The following is a 19708-nucleotide window of genomic DNA, read 5'->3' as shown; positions in this document are numbered from 1 at the left end:
CGGCGATTTTAAACACAAATCGCCGTCTGTCTAGTCATTTTTCACCGTTATTTTTTATTTTTTTCTGCTATCCATTGCGACATGTATTGTGTGCTGCGCATGGTGTGATGTTTTAGCATTTGACCGGTGAAATTTTTCATTCTATGGGCCGATAAATTTTGGCTTACTAATTGAATTTTTTCGATTAAATTGTCGTTCAACTGCGCTTTATCATAAAGTGTATGAAGTAACTCATTACCAGCTTTTTGTGCAGCTATAAACTCAGCTTGATTGGTATAAATTGAGACAGCAGCGTTTGCAAATTCTTCTGCATTTTGAGTGATAGCACCAGGCCATGGTAAATGGTTATGCATACCTTCGCTACCTATTGGCGTGGTGACGCTTGGGGTTTGCATGATCATGGCCTCTAAAAGTTTGCCTTTTATGCCAGCACCAAAACGAAGCGGGGCTAAACAAATGCGCGCGCTTTGCATTACTTCATAAGCATCATCTGCCCAGCCTTTAATTAAAAAACCGGTTTTAGGGTTGTTGAGTGCGGTGGCTTTAGGTGGCGGGTAAGAGCCATAAATGTGCAGCTCTGCCTGCGGTAGTTGTTTGCGGATAAGCGGCCAAATTTTTTGTAAATACAGTACCGCATCCCAGTTTGGGGCATGCCTGAAGTTGCCAATGGTCATAAAGTGTTGGCGTTGTTCATACGATTTAGTTTGCTCAGGTAAGGCGCTTAAATCAACCATAAATGGTAAATGATGTAACACACTAGGCTCAACTTTAAACACTTCATTGAGTAGTTCCATCTCATAGCTTGAGATAATTAAGCTTAAGTCACAGCGTAAAATAGCGGCTATTTCACGTTTAGCTATGTCTGAATGTAAATCGCTATGGTTGAATTCACGCTCACCTTTATGGGCTTCATGGCGGGCGTTACGCAGGCATTGTAAATCTTCGGTGTCTAAAATTTTCATTGCATTTGGGCAATGCTTATCTACGCGCCAGCCAAATTGTTCTTCCATCATAAAACGGTCGAACATTACTATGTCTGGGTTGTAGGCTTTAACGTAATCATCAAAACTATCGCAGTTAAGGGCAATGCTTTGACTGCTTATGCCGTACTCATCTAAATTTACCATGTGTTCGGTGCGCTGTGCTGGGGTAGCAAATTCTACTTGCCAATCTTGCGCTTTAAACGCGGTTAATAACGACATCATGTGCGTACCCGCAGCAGACGAATTGGGCTCTGGCCATACGTAGCCAATTACCAGCACTTTTTTCATTACGGTGTTTCTCTAATTTGTAGGTTTACATTTACCAGTGTTTTTACTGGCGTAGTGTTGTTTTGTAGTTGCTCTTGCAGCACTAAAATACTGCGCTTAGCTAGTTCTTGGGTGTTTATATTGGCGCAAGTAAAGCGCGGTTGCATTTCGGTAATATCAGGAATATGCAAGCAGCTTACTATATTGTTTTTTAAGTGCGGGGCGGCGGCTAAAACGCCATGGGCAATTATGTTGTTAGCGCATACAACCGCATCAATACTCGGCTTATTAAGTAATGTGTTATTAAATACTTGCTTTGCATGTAATGAGGTGTTTTTTGTGCACGTAATAGCTGGCTCGGGGATTATATTGTGTTTTTTACACGCACTATTAAAGCCGCTTAATAAATCCTCTGTCGATAAGCTTTCATCACCCATAAACAGTATGTTTTTAGGCGACTCATTTATTAGCTGTAATGTAACTATATGGCTTGCTTTAGTGTAGTCGGGTAAAACACATGGAGCTGAGCTGTAAGGTACTTCGTGCATTAGGCTAATAACGGGGTGGGTGGCTGCAAGGTTGTCGATCCACTGCGCACAGGTATTAGCCACAGGGCACATTATAAATGCAGCTACTTTGTATTCTTTTAAATTATTTATTAGCTGCGTTTGGCGCTCTACGCTGTTGTTACTACTAACAATAATGGCCTGAAAAAAAGCCTCGCTTAATACTTGCTCTATATTTTTAGCAAGTAATGCCATTAACGGGTTTGTTGAATCATCAATTACAACAGCCACTATGTTTGAACGCCCAGAGCGCATAGCCGCTGCATCACGATTATACACATAACCCAGCTCGTCAATAGCTTGTAGCACTTTTTGTTTGCTTTTGTCAGCAACCTTATTACTTTGCGTTAGTACCAGCGATACGGTCGATTTAGACACTCCCGCAAGGTGGGCAACATCAAAAATAGTGACCGATTTAGCTTTGTTAGGCATGGTATTTATGCGCGAAGTAGTAAATAAATAGCTGCGCAGTTTAGCGTATTTGATCTATTTAAGTCATCTTTTAACTCTGCAATTTAAAGCTTAATACTTTATGAACAGGTCAAAACGTGATTATATACCTTTTATAATCTTAAAAATAACATAAGGATAAAAACATGAACGCATTTAGGCTCTTAATTGCCTTTATTTGTTGTGTTGTAATAATGCCAAACAGCTATGCTGAGCAAGGTTATCAAACACCATCGCCTGAGCTTGCTGCTGTGGTCGATGCAAAATTAGCACCTACAAGTTTTTTATCGAGCGATGGCCAATGGCTTGCTTTATTTGAGCGTAAACGCGTGGAAACGCTCGATGAGCTTGCCAAAGATGAGCTCAAGCTTGCCGGCATAAAGCTTAACCCTGCTAATTTTTCACGTTCGCGTGTGAGTGCTAAATACAGCGCAATTGAACTTAAACATGTGCAAAGCGGCACCGTTATTAATATTAATAATTTACCAAGTGGTATTATTCGCTCGCCTAAATGGTCATCTAACAGTAAATATTTAGCGTTTGTTGTAGAGCAACAAAGCCAAGCAAATTTATGGCTATACAGTGTAGAAACTAAACAAGCAAAAATGCTCTCAAGCGCAGCGCTTAATTCTGTTATTACCGCTATGCCTTACCAATGGCTACCCGATGGAAGTGCACTGATTGCCAATTTAGCGGTTAACATAGGTAAACCCGCGCTTAAAAACAGCAGTCAAAATGTTGTGCCAGTTATACAGCAAAGCACTGGCGAAAAAGCGCCAGCGCGTACTTATCAAAACTTATTAACCAGTCCGTTTGATGAAGCACAATTTAAATTCTACGGCCAAGGGCAATTAGCTTATGTAACGCTTGATGGTAATACACAAGCCATTGGCAGCCCTGCTTTGTTTAAATCGTTTTCGGTATCGCCAGACTCAACCAATATTTTAGTTGCTGCGATAAACGAGCCGTTCTCGTATCAAGTACCGTACAGCCGTTTTGCCAGCACTTGGCAAATATGGGGAATGCGCGGTTACGCATTAGCCGAGCTTGCAAAACAACCCCTTGCCGATAATATTCCACAAGGCTACGACAGTGTTCGCACCGGCCGACGCAACTTTGAATGGCGCGCCGACCAAGGCGCAGAAGTTATTTGGGCCGAGGCGCAAGATGGCGGCGACATGAAAACTGACGTTGAGCACCATGACTATATTTACAGCCTACGTGCGCCGTTTAAACGCGAGCCTAAGCTGTTTGCAAAAGTAGAGCGCCGTTTTGCAGGTATTGAGTGGGCTAACCAAAATATTGCCATACTGAGCGATTGGCGCTTTAGCGACCGTCAAGTTCGCATGTACGTTATTCAACCACGTAATGCCGATAAAAACCGCGTGCTGTTTTCAGAGCGCAGTTATAACGATGCGTATAAAGACCCAGGTAACTTTATTTACGAGCGCAACGATTTAGGTGCTAACGTTATTAAAATTGTTGGCGGGCGTTATGTGTATTTGCGCGGTAACGGCGCATCAGAGCAAGGTAATATTCCGTTTTTAGACCAGTACGATGTAAAAACGAATAGCAGCAAGCGTTTATGGCAATCACAAGCGCCATACTACGAACGTGTTCGTGCTTTGCTTGACGATGAAGGCGAGCGCTTTATAACGGTTCGTGAGTCTAAAACTGAGCAACCTAACTTTTTTATTCGTGATTTAGATAACGATACGCTTACTCAATTAACTAATTTTGCTCACCCATACCCTGCATTTAAAGGGGTGACAAAAGAGCAATTACGTTATAAACGTGATGACGGCGTAGAGCTTTCGGGCACACTTTATTTACCGCCAGACTACGATGCAACTCAAGGCCCGTTACCGGTACTTATGTGGGCCTACCCGCTCGAGTACAAAGATAAAGCCGTAGCATCACAAGTGCGCGAATCGCCATACGAATTTACTTACATAGGCTATTGGGGCCCTATGCCTTACCTTGCTAAAGGTATTGCCGTGTTTGACGATCCTAAAATGCCGATTGTAGGTATTGATGGCAGCGAACCAAACGATAACTTTAGAACACAACTTGTAGCAAGCGCGCAAGCAGCGGTTGATGTATTAGTTAAAAAAGGCATTGCCGATAAAAACAACATAGCCATAGCTGGGCACTCATACGGTGCATTTATGGTGGCAAATTTATTGGCACATAGTGATTTATTTAAAACTGGTATTGCTCGCAGTGGCGCGTACAACCGTACCTTAACGCCGTTTGGTTTTCAGGGGGAAGAGCGTGATTTTTGGCAAGCACAAAATGTGTACGCTAATATGTCGCCGTTCTTTCATGCTGAAAAAATTAACGAGCCAATGCTGATGATCCACGGCAAAGAAGATCCTAATTCAGGCACTTTTCCAATGCAAAGTGAGCGCATGTACGCAGCGCTTAAAGGCTTAGGTAAAGATGCTCGTTTAGTAATGCTGCCTTACGAAGCCCACGGCTATCGCGCACGTAAAAGTTTATTACACGTACTGTGGGAACAAGAGCAGTGGTTAGATAAGTATTTGTTAAATGATAAAGCAGAGCCTGTAGAGGCAATTACTGAACTAGAGGCAAGTACAAGTCAATAGCAATAAACATAAGTAAGCAACAACGCGGCTACTTAGCCGCGTTTTTGTTTGAATACGAGAGTAAATTAATGATTGATGTAGCAGCGCTTGCGGTTTTTATTCCTACCTTCTTTTTTGTATCTATCACCCCCGGTATGTGTATGACCCTTGCCATGACACTCGGCATGAGCATAGGTGTACGCCGAACACTCTGGATGATGATAGGTGAGTTATTAGGGGTCGCAAGTGTTGCCGTTGCTGCGGTACTCGGTGTCGCAGGTGTAATGCTAAATTACCCAGAGGCCTTTGCTATTTTAAAATGGGTAGGTGGTGGGTATTTAATTTATATAGGCATAAATATGTGGCGCGCCAAAGGTAAAATGTCAATTAATACACATGGCCCAAGCGATATAAGCCGACAGTCGCTTTTTACGCAAGGCTTTGTAACGGCCATTGCAAACCCTAAAGGCTGGGCGTTTATGATCTCACTATTGCCTCCCTTTATTAGTGTACAGCATGCAGTAGCCCCACAACTTTTAGTGCTTGTTTTAGTTATTATGGTAAGCGAATTTTTATGTATGCTCGCCTATGCAACAGGCGGTAAAAGCCTACGTTTATTTTTAAGCCGAGGCGATAACATAAAATGGATGAACCGAATTGCCGGGAGTTTAATGGTGCTAGTGGGGGTTTGGTTAATACTAGGGTAATTTATTGTAGTTATTTAATTAATATAACAACCCCAACTTATATTAGGGCTGTTATGAAACGCTTATTTATCTAGCGCTTTAAGCTCATCAGTTGTTGTTTTTAATTTGAATTCACGATAAAGCATATCTTCATCATTAGGGCTTAAATTCTTTCCTGACGTTTCGATTAATTTATCAAATAAAGGCTTAGTATTTTCCATAGTTACAAGCGCACATAACTGTTTCTTTCCATCTAAGCGAGCAAAACCAATTTCTTTAGCAATAGCCCCTACTAAGCTTTGCTCAGCTACCTGTTTACTTATTTGCGTAAATGATGAATTAGTCGTCGTTGAGTCTTGCTGTTGGGTTTGTTTGTTTATTAGTGTATCCATTACTTGCGCTTTAGCACTAATTTGAGTTGCTAGATCGGCACGTGCATTGGCAATAGCTTGTGCTCTACTTGCAGCCATATTTCCCGTCCATACTACACAGCTAGATGAAGCCAAACCGCCCTCGGGTGCTGTAGGTTGTAAAACCCAGCTTGGAACAGAATCGTTTTCAGCAAGAGGTTGAGACTTTTGTGGTGTTGTACCACATGCTGTAATAACTCCAGCAACTGCCAATATTAAAAGTTTATTTCGCATGATTTACTTCCTTATTGTTAAGGTTCCATTGTTCTAAGTTTTTTTGATATTGAATATCTAATTTACTTACCTTTTGTAAGTACTTTTTTGTTTCGTCGTACGGTAAATTATTTATAAGTTGTGCGTATACACCCTCGCTATCTAATTGGTTTATTAAGGCTACCGCTTTATTTACATTCGTACTTCTATTTAAGTTAAATGCTTTAGCTACGTTACCAGCGCCAGTATTATAAGCTGCAATGGCACAATATCTTCGGCTTATGGGATTATTAATTTTGCGCAAATATCGAGTCGTTAAAATGTCTAAGTACCCAGCACCGTAAGTTATATTAGTTTTTGGGTCGAATAGTTCTTTAGCTGTAGGAGCAATATCCTTTTTAAATTGTTTGCGAGCAACATCTAAGCCTGCTGAGTTTGGCACTATTTGCATTAATCCAAATGCTGGAATATGCGATTTTGCATTAGGATCAAATGACGACTCAGCATGTGAAATAGCTAATAGTAAAGATAATTGGTCTTTAGAAAACTGGCTATAATAAGTAACAAAAGGCGCTACTTTTTTTTGTAAATAAGTATCGGGTAGAGCGAAAGTATACGACTTAATGCGTTTGTAGGTAAGGTTTTGCTCTTTTGTTTTTTTTAGCGCATTATTTAAATTACTAATACGTTGTTCTTTTTCTTTGGTAAGCTGCTCTTTTTGGATATCAATTTGTGCTTTAGGTAATTGCTCGTTTTTATCTAAACTACTCAATGATTGCTCGTGTTGAGAAGTAATTTCATTAATTAATGCGACTTCGCTTTCATGTTTGTCTGGCTGTGCTTTTATATCAACTTTTGCTGTTTTTACTGCTTTATCGAGTAAGCTAAGGTCTTTAAAAATATCAGTTAAAACCGGCGATAATTTAACATTATTTAACAATTGATTTGTTGTTAATACTTCTTCTTGAGAAGTCGCTTTTAGTCCTGTTTCATTTGAGTCTTCAAGTGTTTGTACAGTCACGGTCGAATTTTGTTCATCAATAATAATACGTGTTTTTTTATCCGCACTATATTCAACACGTTCTAATAATGAGCTTTGTACAGGTCTTGACCAGTTTTGCAATAATCTATCTCTAAATTTATCGTATTCCTCGAGATATGCTTGTCTGAATGCTTGATATTCTAACTGATGATCGTTTTTAAAAGTGGTTTGTTTTGCAAGTTGCTGTTTTTTAAATTCTTCGAACGTCGGCGTGGTAGCCCCGCTGTAAGCAGTAAATAAAGCAAAAAATAATAAAGTGTGACGCATTTTTTATCCCTTAAAAATAAGCGTTAAATTCATACTTGGTCAGTAATGAATCAGAGATGTATTCACTAGATAGCTCAGATACTGCATAAAATGTAGCCGCAGTGTTAGCAAGTATCTCGGTTGTTTTAGCTAAGGCTTTTTCGTCATCTTGAGTAAGCATTAACTCATCAAGTTTAAATAAAGCTTTTTGCGTTTCATCAAGTAATGGTGCGTAGTTACTAAAGCCAACGCTAAGGTTCAAAAACATACCTTGAGCATTTAACTGTTTTGACAGCATATAATATTTAATATTATGAGAATCAAAATAAAATTCGTTACTTGATTTTATAACATCGCTTAGACTATTAACTCTGAGCATTTTTTTATTAAAAGGTATTAAGGGTGTAAATTCCGGTACCATAGCTTTATCGTATTTTAAGCTATGTACGGCGATGCCGACTATACGAGTATTTTTATTAATAAGTGTGAGTAAATATTTCGTATTTTTGTAATACCTATATTCGTAATCAGTATTCAAAGATGATGTTTTAATTACTTGCGGAATACCTATTTTTTTTTCAGCGTAAGGTAAGTAGTTGCCAATATCTAGCGCAGTAATCTTTTTTTCTTCGATTTGGTTCGTAAAGTGAGTAATGAATCCGTTGTACCCTTCAATTATGAGTGCTTTACTATCGGCCCAATTTCCAAGACCCATTAAAGCAACCATAAGTAAAATAAAGTAACCTTTCAATTTAGCTAACAAAGATTTATTTTCTTCAGTGTTAGCCTCAGGCTCTAAGTTATTTCCTACAGACATTTTCATCCTTAAAATATAGTTTATCAGTGTTAAATATAACTGTTTAAAACATGGCTTAATATAATCGCTAATAAGAATCGATAGCAGTATTTTTTAACTTTACAATGCTATTTATTAAATTAGTTGTGCTGTCTTGATTGGCTAAATGAATTAACTCGGTTTTTGAGCGTTTAGAGTAGCTCAAACCTTTTCCTTCAAAACGTTGTTGCCAAATAGACTTTTTGCTTTGTGTATCTATTTGAAGTTTTAACTGTGTAATTACAAGTTTACTTTGTGCTTTTATTATCGAGTTTTTAACTAAATAGGTCACTTCGCAAGCCGAGTTTGTTAATTTATATCCATGCTGTAAAAGTTGCTCAGTGAGTAACTCTGTAAGTTGAGAGCTATTTTCGCCCGTTACTTTTAAGCAACTATTTTTTGCGCCTAGCATTGCTTGTTGTTGTTTTATTTTTTCTTGTTGGCCTTCTTCAAGATCGGCTTTACTAATTGAAATAGCTGCATATACAGTACAGTTAATAGGGTCTACATAACGATCATATACTTTTGCGCTTTTTAATAGCTGATTGGTTTGAGACTCAATCACCGATTTGTAATCAGAATGGCTTACTGTGCTTGATGAGGTGCTTTTAATTATTTCTTTCACTGAAATATCAGTACTTAGTAATTTTGCGAGCTCTTCACGCGCATTTTTAGCTGACCGACGTTCATCAATTGTTTTTAAACCAGAGCATTGTGAAGAGCCTGAGCTAGCTAATTTTTCATCATCAACAATATCTATTCCTACCCACTTAGGCTGGGCATTCTTTGCATAGTATGAGCTGCAACTACAATGTGATGCTGCATTAGTAAGGAAAGGACTTAGCGCTATTGCCGCTAATAGTAGTGAGGATGTTCTAGTAGTCATAGTTTTACCAACAGCAATAAGGCCTAACACAAAATTGGTAGGCCTTAACTTAAATTACAAACGGTTTGAAGTTGTTGCTAGAGTTAGCTTTGCGTTATCCGATTCACGCTCGACAAGCCGTGTTTGGCCTTCAATAACAAACTTAAGTTCGTCAACGTCTAATGTTAAGTTGCTCGCTTTTTCATAATATGCTTTTGCTAATTCTAAATCATTCGCTCTTTCTGCGCACACACCATTGTTGTAGTTTATAGCCAGTGATTCTGAATACTGACTTTGAGCTTTTGCAAAGGTTTTGCAGGCGTGGTCAGGCATGTCTTTTTCTGCAAATTCAACAGCGAGGTCTAATAACTCTTCTGCTTTATCAGTTAAATCTGAATCATCAGATTCCATCAACTTTACATTTTTAGTCACTTGGTGTGGTGCAACATCTTGTTTTAATTCTTCTATTACAGCGGCAAGTGCTCTGCCTCGTAATACAGAGTCAGATGGATGAGGGTCGTCACCTTTACATACTTTACTACTTGATAGGCGTGAATATTGTTTAGTAAACACAATTTGCCCTGTTTCTACAGATACAGCCTTAGGTTTAAAATTTACTTTCGCAATTTTTTCTGAACACTTAATGGTTATTTCTCTAGACTTCTCACACTTGTACCATTTATCACCTTTTTGTATACATTCACTGTCTTTTTCGTAGTAAGTAGAGGTATCTACATCAGCAGTGTAGTCAGCAGTGATAAGTGTATCTGCGCCTGTAAGTTTACCTAGGCGGGTTCTGTTTTTTGAGTTACTGATATCACTTTCATTAAACCGTTGTTGTTCTATAATTTTACTAAGAGAAGCTTTATCAACAAAGGTAAAGTAAGGTTGGCCATTCACACGAATATTTGAAAGGTTTGTTTCAATTATACCTGTAGCTGCGTTTCTGTTGTTTGAAATAACTGCAAGACGCTTCATTTTCTCAGTGCCACTTTCTTTAGCCGCTTTTGTGTATGTAATAGGTAATTCAGCAGTTGTGAAAGAGTTATTTAAACTAGCAATACCTACATTAATAGTTTCAGTAACTACACAGCCAGAGAGCATTACACTTGATACTAAAGCGATTTTTATTCCCTTTATCATACAATTATTCCTTTATTAAGTTAGTGTTCATTTTCACTTTTTAACACTTGTAACTAGATGAGTCAACCTTATAGCTAAAAACTCTCATTAAAACGGTTCTTTTTTCTTATTTTAAAAAAGGTACAAGGGGGGAATACCTTTACAATTTAAAAAGATGCATGAATTTTATAACTATAATCGAATCCATCTTTACCTAATTTCATGTAAGAAAAACGACTAAAGTGGCTGTTATCATTCTTTAACTTATTGGATAAATTTTTAAGTGAGGTGTACTTTACTTAATAGCATTTTCTACTGGGCAACCACGCTTTCTACATACACCTTCGTTACATAATTTGCATATTTTACGTGCTTCTACCTGCTCGTTTGTTAGGCTGCCAAGTGCTACTTCTATCAAACTTAAAAAGCGTTGTTTTTGTTCATCATTAAAGTTGTTTAGTATTTTAGAGGTGGCTGTTTCTCTGCTGGCTAGTACTAGTTCAACTCTTTGGCTTCCTTTATCCGTTACGCATAAAACAACAGAGCGGGCATCTTTTACTGACTTTCGCCTTTCTACAAATTCTTCTTTTTCAAGTGTATTTATTAATCTAACTGCACCAGAATGCGTTAAGCCTAAAACCTTGCTTAGTACATCAATGGTTTCATTCGGATGATTGTAAATAGTGACCAGTGCCGCTTCGTGGCTTAGGCTTCGCCCGCCTAATTCGGCAATCTGTTTTTCAATGTCATTAGAAACAGAAGTAGCAAACGTGCCGATTAAATTTGATATATATTTTTCATTTTTCATAAATTTAATTATATGTGATTCGATCATATAAATATAGTGACAAATTAAACCCGTTCGTTTATTGTATGACTCAGTCATGTATATTAACTCGAAATTAGTTAATCTACTTCGAATATTACACAAATTAGATGAGCGAGGATTTACCGCCAGCTCATCAGTTAAATAAAGCGATATAATTAAATGAAAAATGATTCAGAAACATTACGTTATGCAAAAAAGTTTAAAACTGTATTAGATAAAAAAATGGCTTATATAGATGAAGGCGAAGGTGATCCTATTGTTTTTTTACATGGTAACCCTACATCTAGCTTCCTTTGGCGAAACGTTATGCCCTATTTGCAAGGAAAAGGGCGTTTAATTGCTATCGATATGATTGGATTAGGAGATTCGCAAAAGTTAGATAACACCCATGAGGGCAGCTACTCACTTGCTGAAAACAGCAAATACACATTTGCACTTTTAGAAGCGTTGGGTGTAAATAATAACGTTACCTTGGTGCTGCACGATTGGGGTTCAGGCGTTGGTTTTAACTGGGCTAATACACATCGTGATGCTGTAAAAGCAATTGCGTTTATGGAAGCAATTGTTACTGACTTTCCAACATGGGACGATTTTCCTAAAGATTTGCACGGACCCATTGGCACTATGCGCTCAGCTGAGGGTGAAAAAATGGTGCTTGATGACAACTTTTTTATTGAAACAATATTACCAGCGACCATTGCACGCAAATTAACGCAGGCAGAGCATGATGAGTATCGCAGACCCTTTATAAATGCAGGAGAAGATCGCCGTGCAATTTTAGCAGGGCCTCGCCAACTGCCCATTGCTGGAGAGCCTGCCGATACCGTGGCTTTAGTTAAAAGCTATGCGAGCTATTTAGCTAACTCTCACGATATTCCTAAGCTATTTATTAATGCTGAACCGGGTGCTTTTTTAGTTGGTTACGCAAGAGATTTTGTGCGCACATGGCCAAACCTAACTGAGGTAACCGTAAGCGGTATTCACTACATCCAAGAGGATTCACCGCACGAAATAGGTAAAGCTATTTCAGATTGGTTACCAAGATAAAAAAGGGATGTATTAGTAAACCTGAACTTTGGATAATTAATCTATCTCAAGCCGTTATTTTCAGCGTTAACTACCATATATAGATGACGCTTTTATACAACTAAAAGCGTCATCTATTAACTATTTAAGTAAAAATGGTGCGGTTTTACTCGCCTTTACGCTTGCCACTTTTTCGGGGGAACCTTGAGCAACTATTACCCCGCCTTCATCGCCGGCTCCGGGGCCAATATCAATAACCCAATCACTGTTACTGGCAACTTGCATATCGTGTTCAACCATAATGACGGTGTTGCCCGCATCAACTAAGCCATTTAGCTGGGCCATTAGCATGGCTACATCTTTAGGGTGTAGGCCGGTAGTTGGTTCATCTAAAATATAAAGCGTATCGCCGCGCTGAGTACGTTGTAGTTCAGTGGCAAGTTTAATGCGCTGGGCTTCACCGCCCGAAAGCTCAGTAGCAGGTTGGCCTAAACGTAAATAGCCAAGGCCTACTTGTAGCAGCGCATTTAGCGCACGTAAAATAGCGGGTTCATCGGCAAAAAAGGTATGCGCAGACTCCACCGTTAAATTAAGTACATCAGCAATAGTTTTATCTTTATAGGTAATCTCGAGTGTTTTTTGGTTGTAGCGCTTGGCGTTACACACAGGGCAAGGCGAATACACGCTAGGTAAAAATAACAGCTCCACGCTTACAAAGCCTACACCTTCGCAATTTTCGCATCGACCCTTTTTAACATTAAACGAAAAACGACCGGCATCGTACTTACGTGCTTTTGCCTCTTTGGTATTGGCAAACAGTTTACGTACGTGATCAAATAAGCCCGTGTAAGTTGCGAGGTTTGAGCGAGGTGTGCGGCCAATGGCTTTTTGATCAACCGTTATTAGTCGCTTTATGTGCTCAATGCCCCCAGTTATTTGTCCGCCGGTTGTTATATCGAGTTCTTGCTCGAGTAGCTCGGCTTCATCTATGGGTATTTGTGGCTGCGATTTTTGCCCTAGTGCATCGTAAATCAATTCAACAAGCGCTTGGCTTACTAAGCTTGATTTACCTGAGCCAGATACCCCTGTAACACTTGTAATAACTCCAAGCGGAAATTCTACATTAAGCTTTTGTAAGTTGTTACGCTCAACATTTTTAAGCGTAAGCCATGCTTTTGCTTGGCGTTGTTTGTTTTGTATTTGAGCTTGCTGGGATTCGTTATTTTTAAATAAGTACTGGCTCGTGTGTGAGCTGCTAATTTGCTTTAAGCCTTCAACAGGGCCGCTATAAACTATATTACCGCCACGGGAGCCCGCATTTGGCCCTACATCAACCACCCAATCGGCGTGACGAATAACACTTACGTCGTGCTCAACCACAAACACGGAGTTACCAGCAGCTATTAGCTCATCTAGTGCGGCTAATAAGGCCTGGGTATCGGCAGGGTGTAAGCCTGCAGAGGGTTCATCTAACACATACACAACACCAAATAATTTTGAGCGAATTTGCGTTGCAAGCCTTAAGCGTTGTAACTCCCCCGGCGATAACGATGGCGTGGTGCGCTCAAGCGATAAATATCCTAAACCAAGTTTGGTAAGTGCTTCTACGCGTTTAAGAATGTCGTCTGCTATACGCTTTGCAACTATGGCTTTTTCGGGGTTTGCAGCATTACTTTTAGCGGGGGTACTAGCGGCAAACCTTAGTTTATCTGCTAGCTCATTGAGTGTTAATTGCGAAATCTCACCTATATCAAGGCCCGCTATTTTAACCGACAACGACTCTTTTTTAAGCTTTTTACCTTCGCACTGCGGGCATTGTGATATTTGCATATACTGCGATACGCGCTTTTTTGTGCGTGTGCTTTGCGTACTGGCAAACGATTGTAAAACAAAGCGTTTAGCACTTATAAATGTACCCATGTAACTGGGGCTTTCTTCATTTTTAATAGCGGCTTGGGTTTGCTCAAGCGTGTACTCAGGAAAAACGGGCACTGTGGGTGTGTCGTCGGTAAACAAAATCCAATCACGGGCTTTTTTAGGCAGGGTATTCCACGGTTTATTAATGTCGTAGCCTAGCGAGGTAAGAATACGGCTTAGGTTTTTACCTTGCCAGGCCGGCGGCCATGCTGCAATAGCGCGCTCTTTAATTGATTTAGTAGGGTCGGGCACTAACAGCTCTTCGGTTACGTTAAATACACGGCCAATACCGTGGCATTCTGGACAGGCGCCTTGTGGCGTATTGGGCGAAAACGCATCGGCGTACAGTATGCCTTGCCCATTGGGGTATTCGCCTGCACGAGAGTAAAGCATTCGCAGCGCGTTAGAAATAGTGGTTACACTACCCACCGATGAACGTACCGAGGGTGCACCGCGCTGTTGCTGCAGGGCTACCGCGGGTGGCAGTCCTTCAATTGAATCTACATCCGGCTCGTCTACCTGATCGATTAATCTGCGTGCATAAGGGGATACCGAATCAAGATAACGATGCTGCGATTCGGCAAATAATGTTCCAAAGGCGAGCGAAGATTTACCCGAGCCCGATATACCGGTAAAAACAACAAGTGAATTACGGGGCAAGTTTACATCCACATTTTTTAAGTTATGAACACGCGCGCCTCGTACTTGAATGCTGTGCTCTGGGTTTAATAAAGCCGATTGTGCATTACTAACCTCGTGTGACTTATTAGATGTGCTTGCCATGTAATTTACTCCTGTTTAATAACCGTGTGTTTATTAACGTGCCGCAAAGTATTAATACTAATGCAGTCTTACTGAATGAGCGCTTAGCTATATGCTTGTTTTGCGTTTACATAACAGAAAAACTACAAGTATAAACTTTAACCAAAGGCAATAACATTAAGTAACTGAAGCGTATTGCGGGGAGTTAAATGATGCAGGTAGGAATTTTATTTGCAATTAACTAGCTATAAACAAGCCATAGGTTATTTAACCTGAACTTAGGTTATTTAAATAGCTGAAAATGATGCGTTAAGTGCTTTAATTGCGGCTTTTGTTTTTGCTGCTAACGTATCGCGTGCAGGCGTTAGAGCAAATACATCGTAATGGGGAAGTTGCCAATCAGTGCATATTTCTAAAAGTTCTCCTGTAGCTAAGAAATTACGTACTTCAGGCTCAGGCAAAATAGCATAGCCTAACTCATCGAGAACAAATTGAATCACAGTTTGCATATTATTAATGGTAATACGCGCTTTTTGTAGTGTTGTATTTACGCCGCGAGTAAGATGCGTAAGCGCCGGATCAACAGCTATATGCGCAATGCGGTTATGCGCTTTTAGGTCATCCAGTGTGATTTTTGGTTGCTGTGCTAGTGCATGATTTTTATGAACACACAGTATTAATGGCCAACTAGCGAGCTGGCGTGCAATTAAGTTTGAGTCTTCGAGAGGGCCAATCGCCAGCACTAAATCTATACCTGTTCTGATCATATCAATGGGTTCGTCAGAAAGCGTTAAGTGCACATCTATATCATTAAATTGGCTAATTAAATGCTTTACAGGCTCGCTTAGTAACCCACCTCCAAAACCGACAGGGGCTGCTAGTTTTAATTGCCCACTCGGGCAATTTTGTAAATGCTGTAATTGTTCTGATGTAGCTGTTGCAACGGCAAGCATTTGTAAACAACTTTGATAATACAGTTCACCCGCCTCGGTAAGCGTTAATTCTCGAGGGCTTCGATTAAATAAACTCAAACCTACATCTTGCTCTATTTGTTTTATTTGCTGGCTAATTGCAGAGGTTGTCATTAAAAGGTCAGCGGCAGCTTTACTCATACTTCCCGTTTGTACTGTGCGAACAAATATATTCAGGGTTTTAGTTAACTTATCACTCATACCGTTAAGCCTTACTTAAATTAGCTTTAATAAAAATAACGTTGTGAGAAAGGGAACTTCTCACTATTATCGCAAATGCTAATTATTATCATTTGCACGCTAAATGTCACGGAGAAATATCATGAACACGGTAAGTTGTAAGTTAAGGCCGGTAACTGCATTTATTTTAAGTACTTTTGCAATTGCTAACCCTGCTTTTGCTGATGAAAAAAAACAAGATATGGAAGTAATGGTTGTCACTGCTTCTGGCTACGAACAAATGCTCAAAGAGGCGCCCGCAAGCATTAGTGTTATCGACAGAGCGCAGCTAGAAAAACGCTTTTATCGTGACTTAACCGACGCAATGGCTGATATTCCGGGTGTAATAGTGACCGGCGGAGGCGACAGAAAAGATATTAGCTTGCGTGGTATGGCTAGCCAATACACGCTTATTCTTATTGATGGACAACGCCAAAGCTCAAGAGAAACACGACCTAATAGTGATGGCCCAGGCGTAGAAGGTGCTTGGACACCGCCAATCTCAGCGATTGAACGTATTGAAGTAATACGTGGCCCTATGTCGTCGTTGTATGGCTCTGATGCTATTGGTGGTGTGATCAATATTATTACTCGTAAAGCGCCAGAGCAGTGGTACGGTGAACTGCGTTTAGACAGCACCATTCAAGAGCAAAGCCAGTCAGGTGATATAAACCAAGCCAGCTTTTTCACTTCTGGTGGCATTATTCCAGATCTATTGGGCGTGCAATTGTATGGGCAGTTTTCAAAGCGAAATGAAGATGATTTTACTGCAGGATTTCGAGGAAAAGAACAAAGTAATGTTAAAGCCAAGTTCACATTAACACCTAATGATAGTCACGAATTAATGTTTGAACTTGGCTCGGCAAAACAAACATTAGACGAAACACTTGGTAAAACAGTTGCCCCGCTTGCGCCAGGTGAAAACTGTGGTCGACGTGGCTGTCCTGAATCAGCAACTACTGAGTATGAGCAACAAACATACTCTATGTCACACAATGGTTTTTATGACTTTGGCTCGTCACGAAGTTATATTAAGTACGATAAGTTTGATAATAACTCACGTGAAATGTTTGTCGAAAATACCGACATTCAAACGACTTGGAGTTTACCGCTTTATAGCAATCATAACTCTACGTTTGGTGCGACCTATTTAAAAGAGTCATTGGATGATTATACAAGCAATAAAATTAGCGACTTAACCCATGTAGAAAACGAGCAATGGTCAGTTTTTGGTGAAAACGAGTGGGCAGCTACGGATGACTTTAAGCTTACCGCAGGTCTACGTTACGATCATGATGGCAACTTTGCGGGTCATTGGAGCCCACGTTTGTATGGTGTTTATAGCGCATCTAAGTTGATCACCATTAAAGGCGGCATATCAACCGGTTTCCGGGCCCCCAATATTCGCCAATCTACCGCCCAGTGGGGACAAGTGAGTCGTGGCGGGAATATTTATGGTAATCCCGATTTAAAACCTGAGCAATCAGTTAACTATGAAATGGGTGTTTACTATGATTCTGGACGCGATTTAAGCATATCGACAACCGTTTTTTATAATGAATTTGATGACAAAATAACCCGTATAGCATGCCCATTAACGCAGTGTACAGATGGCCCAAATCAGTTCGACTCCATGCCAACTACGTACATTAATGTGGACGAAGCCATAACCCAAGGTATTGAGCTATCCGTAGATTATGATATTTCAACTGAAATTGATGTGAGTGCCAGTTATACCTACACCGACTCAGAGCAAAAAACCGGTCAATATAAGGGGAGCCCACTTAATCAGCTACCAAAACATAGTTTACAAACGTCTTTAAATTGGCGTCCAACAGATAAGTTAGGCGGATGGTTACGTGTGCAATATCGTGGAGAAGAAAGCCAGCCTACCACAGGGCCTTCACAAAGCAGTTTAATTGCTCCTGATTATACCATTGCCAATTTAGGTGCTAATTATCAGCTAAGTGACAGCGTTAAACTTGGTGCTGGAATTTACAACTTGCTTGATAAAGAGATCACAGAGCAAGAGTATGGCTATGTTGAAGATGGCCGTCGCTATTGGGCGTCTTTAGTGTGGCAGTTCTAAACACTTTTTAATAATATAAAGTAAACGAGTACGCTAAACCGTACTCGTTTTTTGGTTTTATCTCGGCTCTTGTTCAATAATGTTTAAAAAGCAAAAAAGGCGGTTGGCTTTTTAGCTGTAGTCGCTTATTCTAGCTGCGTAATTTAGTCATTAAATGTAACTTTAAAGTTTACTAATAATTTATAACTTTCTTCAATCCCCAAAGGTATGCCTCGTTTGAACCACATAGCAAAACAAAAAGCCAACCCTGTATTTTTAGTAGGTGTCGTTTGAAAATACCTAAACGCTTACAGCCATTAGTTGATGATGGTTTTATTGATGAAGTGATCAGCCGGTTAATGAGCGGTAAAGAGGCCGATGTATTTGTGGTGGCCTGTGGCGATGAAATTCGCTGCGCTAAAGTATACAAAGATGCCAGTAAGCGCAGTTTTAAAAAAGCCGCCCAGTATCAAGAGGGCCGCAAAGTACGCAGTGGCCGACAAGCCCGTGCTATGGGTAAACGTTCAAGCTATGGCCGCCAATTAGAAGAAGAAATTTGGCAAAATGCCGAGGTTGACGCGTTATCGCGTTTATCCTCAGCGGGTGTTCGGGTACCGCAAACTTACGGCTGCATTGACGGTGTATTGCTAATGGAACTTGTAAGTGATGATGAAGGCGATGTTGCACCTCAGCTTGGTGCAGTTGATTTAACCGAGCAACAAGCCATTGAGCAACATACATTAATGATGCACTACATTAAACTCATGCTGTGCGCTGGGATTATTCACGGTGATTTATCGGAGTTTAATGTACTTGTTGATAGCAACGGCCCAGTAATTATTGATTTACCCCAAGCGGTTAACGCTTCTGCTAATAATAGCGCCGAAGCCATGTTTACCCGCGATGTAAATAACATGCGCCGCTATTATGGCCAATTTGCACCGGCGTTATTACATACGCAATATGCCAAAGAAATGTGGGCACTGTTTGCAGATGCTAACTTAACCCCGCACTCAAAACTCAGTGGCGAATTTGAAGACGATGGCGAAGCTGCAGATGTAGATTCAGTACTTGGCGAAATTCAAGCCGCCTTTGATGAAGAGCAAGAACGTAAAGAACGCATTCGTGACGCCGATGAGCAATAACCTTTAATTTACGTGCTAAGTTTTGTTTATAGTCATAATTATTAGATCAAAACTTAGCATGTAGGTATGAGCCATAAGGGATGAGTTTAGCTCGTCACTGCAAAATCTAATTTAGTTCTGTTAGTACTATCAACGGGAACCGACAGGTGTGTATTTAACTAAAGGCAGCTTGATACTATCCATTAATTAAATGCCATTGAGTCTGCAAACACATATTCATTATCAATGTAATAGCTGATAAATTCTTCCTCATTAAAATCACATTTATAAAAAAAAGACGTTGTGACAATCTTTTTATTATTTATGGTTATTTCGAATTCAGCCTGTGATTGCTTTATTAAATAAAACACTACACTTAGTATTTAAGCCTAACGAACCTGAGCTTCGGATAAGAAATTACTAATTTAAAGGAACTAAATGCTCGTTCCATGATCCGATCATTCGACCAAGAGTGATTAGAACAAAAAGGAACGAGCATGAACAAGGTACTTGAAACGA

15 protein-coding genes are annotated in these 19708 nt (G+C 40.0%); 5 read left to right on the top strand and 10 right to left on the bottom strand.

Annotation, left to right across the window (positions count from 1 at the left end; genetic code table 11):
* Nucleotides 1-47 precede the first annotated feature (47 nt).
* Together CWC30_RS07340 and CWC30_RS07335 are read right to left on the bottom strand one after the other, a co-directional pair.
* Nucleotides 48-1271, bottom strand: a complete 1224-nt coding sequence (locus tag CWC30_RS07340) for a glycosyltransferase (RefSeq protein WP_138626757.1) — start codon at nucleotides 1269-1271, stop codon at nucleotides 48-50.
* Nucleotides 1271-2248 (bottom strand): LacI family DNA-binding transcriptional regulator, encoded by a 978-nt coding sequence (locus tag CWC30_RS07335; RefSeq protein WP_138626756.1) that lies wholly within the window; start codon nucleotides 2246-2248, stop codon nucleotides 1271-1273. Before CWC30_RS07335 ends, CWC30_RS07340 begins: the two co-directional genes overlap by 1 nt.
* 164 nt (nucleotides 2249-2412) lie before the next feature.
* On the opposite strand from CWC30_RS07335, the gene CWC30_RS07330 reads away from it, so the two are divergent.
* Nucleotides 2413-4875, top strand: coding sequence for a S9 family peptidase (locus CWC30_RS07330; protein ID WP_138626755.1), 2463 nt, complete (start codon nucleotides 2413-2415; stop codon nucleotides 4873-4875).
* 68 nt (nucleotides 4876-4943) lie between these two features.
* The gene (locus tag CWC30_RS07325; RefSeq protein ID WP_036983794.1) at nucleotides 4944-5561 is read left to right on the top strand and encodes a LysE family translocator; all 618 of its coding nucleotides are present in this window, start codon (nucleotides 4944-4946) and stop codon (nucleotides 5559-5561) included.
* A 62-nt stretch (nucleotides 5562-5623) separates the two neighbouring features.
* Here the strand turns inward: CWC30_RS07325 and CWC30_RS07320 are convergent, their stop codons facing one another.
* The 6 genes from CWC30_RS07320 to CWC30_RS07295 all read right to left on the bottom strand — a co-directional run bounded on the left by CWC30_RS07320 (nucleotide 5624) and on the right by CWC30_RS07295 (nucleotide 11081).
* The gene (locus tag CWC30_RS07320) at nucleotides 5624-6184 is read right to left on the bottom strand and encodes an LPP20 family lipoprotein (protein WP_013463046.1); all 561 of its coding nucleotides are present in this window, start codon (nucleotides 6182-6184) and stop codon (nucleotides 5624-5626) included.
* Complete coding sequence (locus CWC30_RS07315) at nucleotides 6174-7472, bottom strand: transglycosylase SLT domain-containing protein (protein ID WP_138626754.1); 1299 nt, start codon at nucleotides 7470-7472, stop codon at nucleotides 6174-6176. The genes CWC30_RS07320 and CWC30_RS07315 overlap by 11 nt, the downstream gene beginning before the upstream one ends.
* A gap of 10 nt (nucleotides 7473-7482) precedes the next feature.
* A complete protein-coding gene (locus CWC30_RS07310) occupies nucleotides 7483-8268 on the bottom strand; it encodes an ETEC_3214 domain-containing protein (protein ID WP_036983798.1) in 786 nt (261 codons plus the stop codon).
* 67 nt (nucleotides 8269-8335) lie between these two features.
* Nucleotides 8336-9172 (bottom strand): TonB-dependent receptor, encoded by an 837-nt coding sequence (locus tag CWC30_RS07305; protein WP_249929837.1) that lies wholly within the window; start codon nucleotides 9170-9172, stop codon nucleotides 8336-8338.
* Nucleotides 9173-9226: 54 nt separating this feature from the next.
* Complete coding sequence (locus CWC30_RS07300) at nucleotides 9227-10294, bottom strand: hypothetical protein (protein ID WP_036983800.1); 1068 nt, start codon at nucleotides 10292-10294, stop codon at nucleotides 9227-9229.
* Between the two features lie 274 nt (nucleotides 10295-10568).
* On the bottom strand, nucleotides 10569-11081 hold the full coding sequence (locus CWC30_RS07295; protein ID WP_036983801.1) for a MarR family winged helix-turn-helix transcriptional regulator: 513 nt from the start codon (nucleotides 11079-11081) through the stop codon (nucleotides 10569-10571).
* A gap of 180 nt (nucleotides 11082-11261) precedes the next feature.
* Here CWC30_RS07295 and CWC30_RS07290 point away from each other — a divergent pair, with 180 nt between their 5' ends.
* Entirely contained in the window at nucleotides 11262-12149 is an 888-nt protein-coding gene (locus CWC30_RS07290) for a haloalkane dehalogenase (protein ID WP_024605654.1), read from the top strand.
* 120 nt (nucleotides 12150-12269) lie between these two features.
* Here CWC30_RS07290 and uvrA read toward each other — a convergent pair whose 3' ends face one another.
* Nucleotides 12270-14828 carry an excinuclease ABC subunit UvrA gene (gene uvrA / locus CWC30_RS07285; protein ID WP_138626753.1) on the bottom strand — a complete coding sequence of 853 codons (2559 nt, stop codon included), beginning with the start codon at nucleotides 14826-14828 and terminating at the stop codon, nucleotides 12270-12272.
* Between the two features lie 266 nt (nucleotides 14829-15094).
* Entirely contained in the window at nucleotides 15095-15979 is an 885-nt protein-coding gene (locus CWC30_RS07280; RefSeq protein WP_069439145.1) for a LysR family transcriptional regulator, read from the bottom strand.
* A gap of 121 nt (nucleotides 15980-16100) precedes the next feature.
* Between CWC30_RS07280 and CWC30_RS07275 the strand changes: the two genes are divergently transcribed.
* Nucleotides 16101-18086: a ligand-gated channel protein gene (locus tag CWC30_RS07275; RefSeq protein WP_138626752.1), complete on the top strand. Its 1986-nt coding sequence runs from the start codon at nucleotides 16101-16103 to the stop codon at nucleotides 18084-18086.
* 269 nt (nucleotides 18087-18355) lie between these two features.
* Nucleotides 18356-19210 carry a PA4780 family RIO1-like protein kinase gene (locus CWC30_RS07270; RefSeq protein ID WP_138626751.1) on the top strand — a complete coding sequence of 285 codons (855 nt, stop codon included), beginning with the start codon at nucleotides 18356-18358 and terminating at the stop codon, nucleotides 19208-19210.
* Nucleotides 19211-19708: the final 498 nt, after the last annotated feature.

The organism is Pseudoalteromonas sp. S4741 (assembly GCF_005886135.1).
GTDB classification, from domain to species: domain Bacteria; phylum Pseudomonadota; class Gammaproteobacteria; order Enterobacterales; family Alteromonadaceae; genus Pseudoalteromonas; species Pseudoalteromonas tetraodonis.
This window is presented reverse-complemented; position numbering and strand designations above follow the sequence as displayed.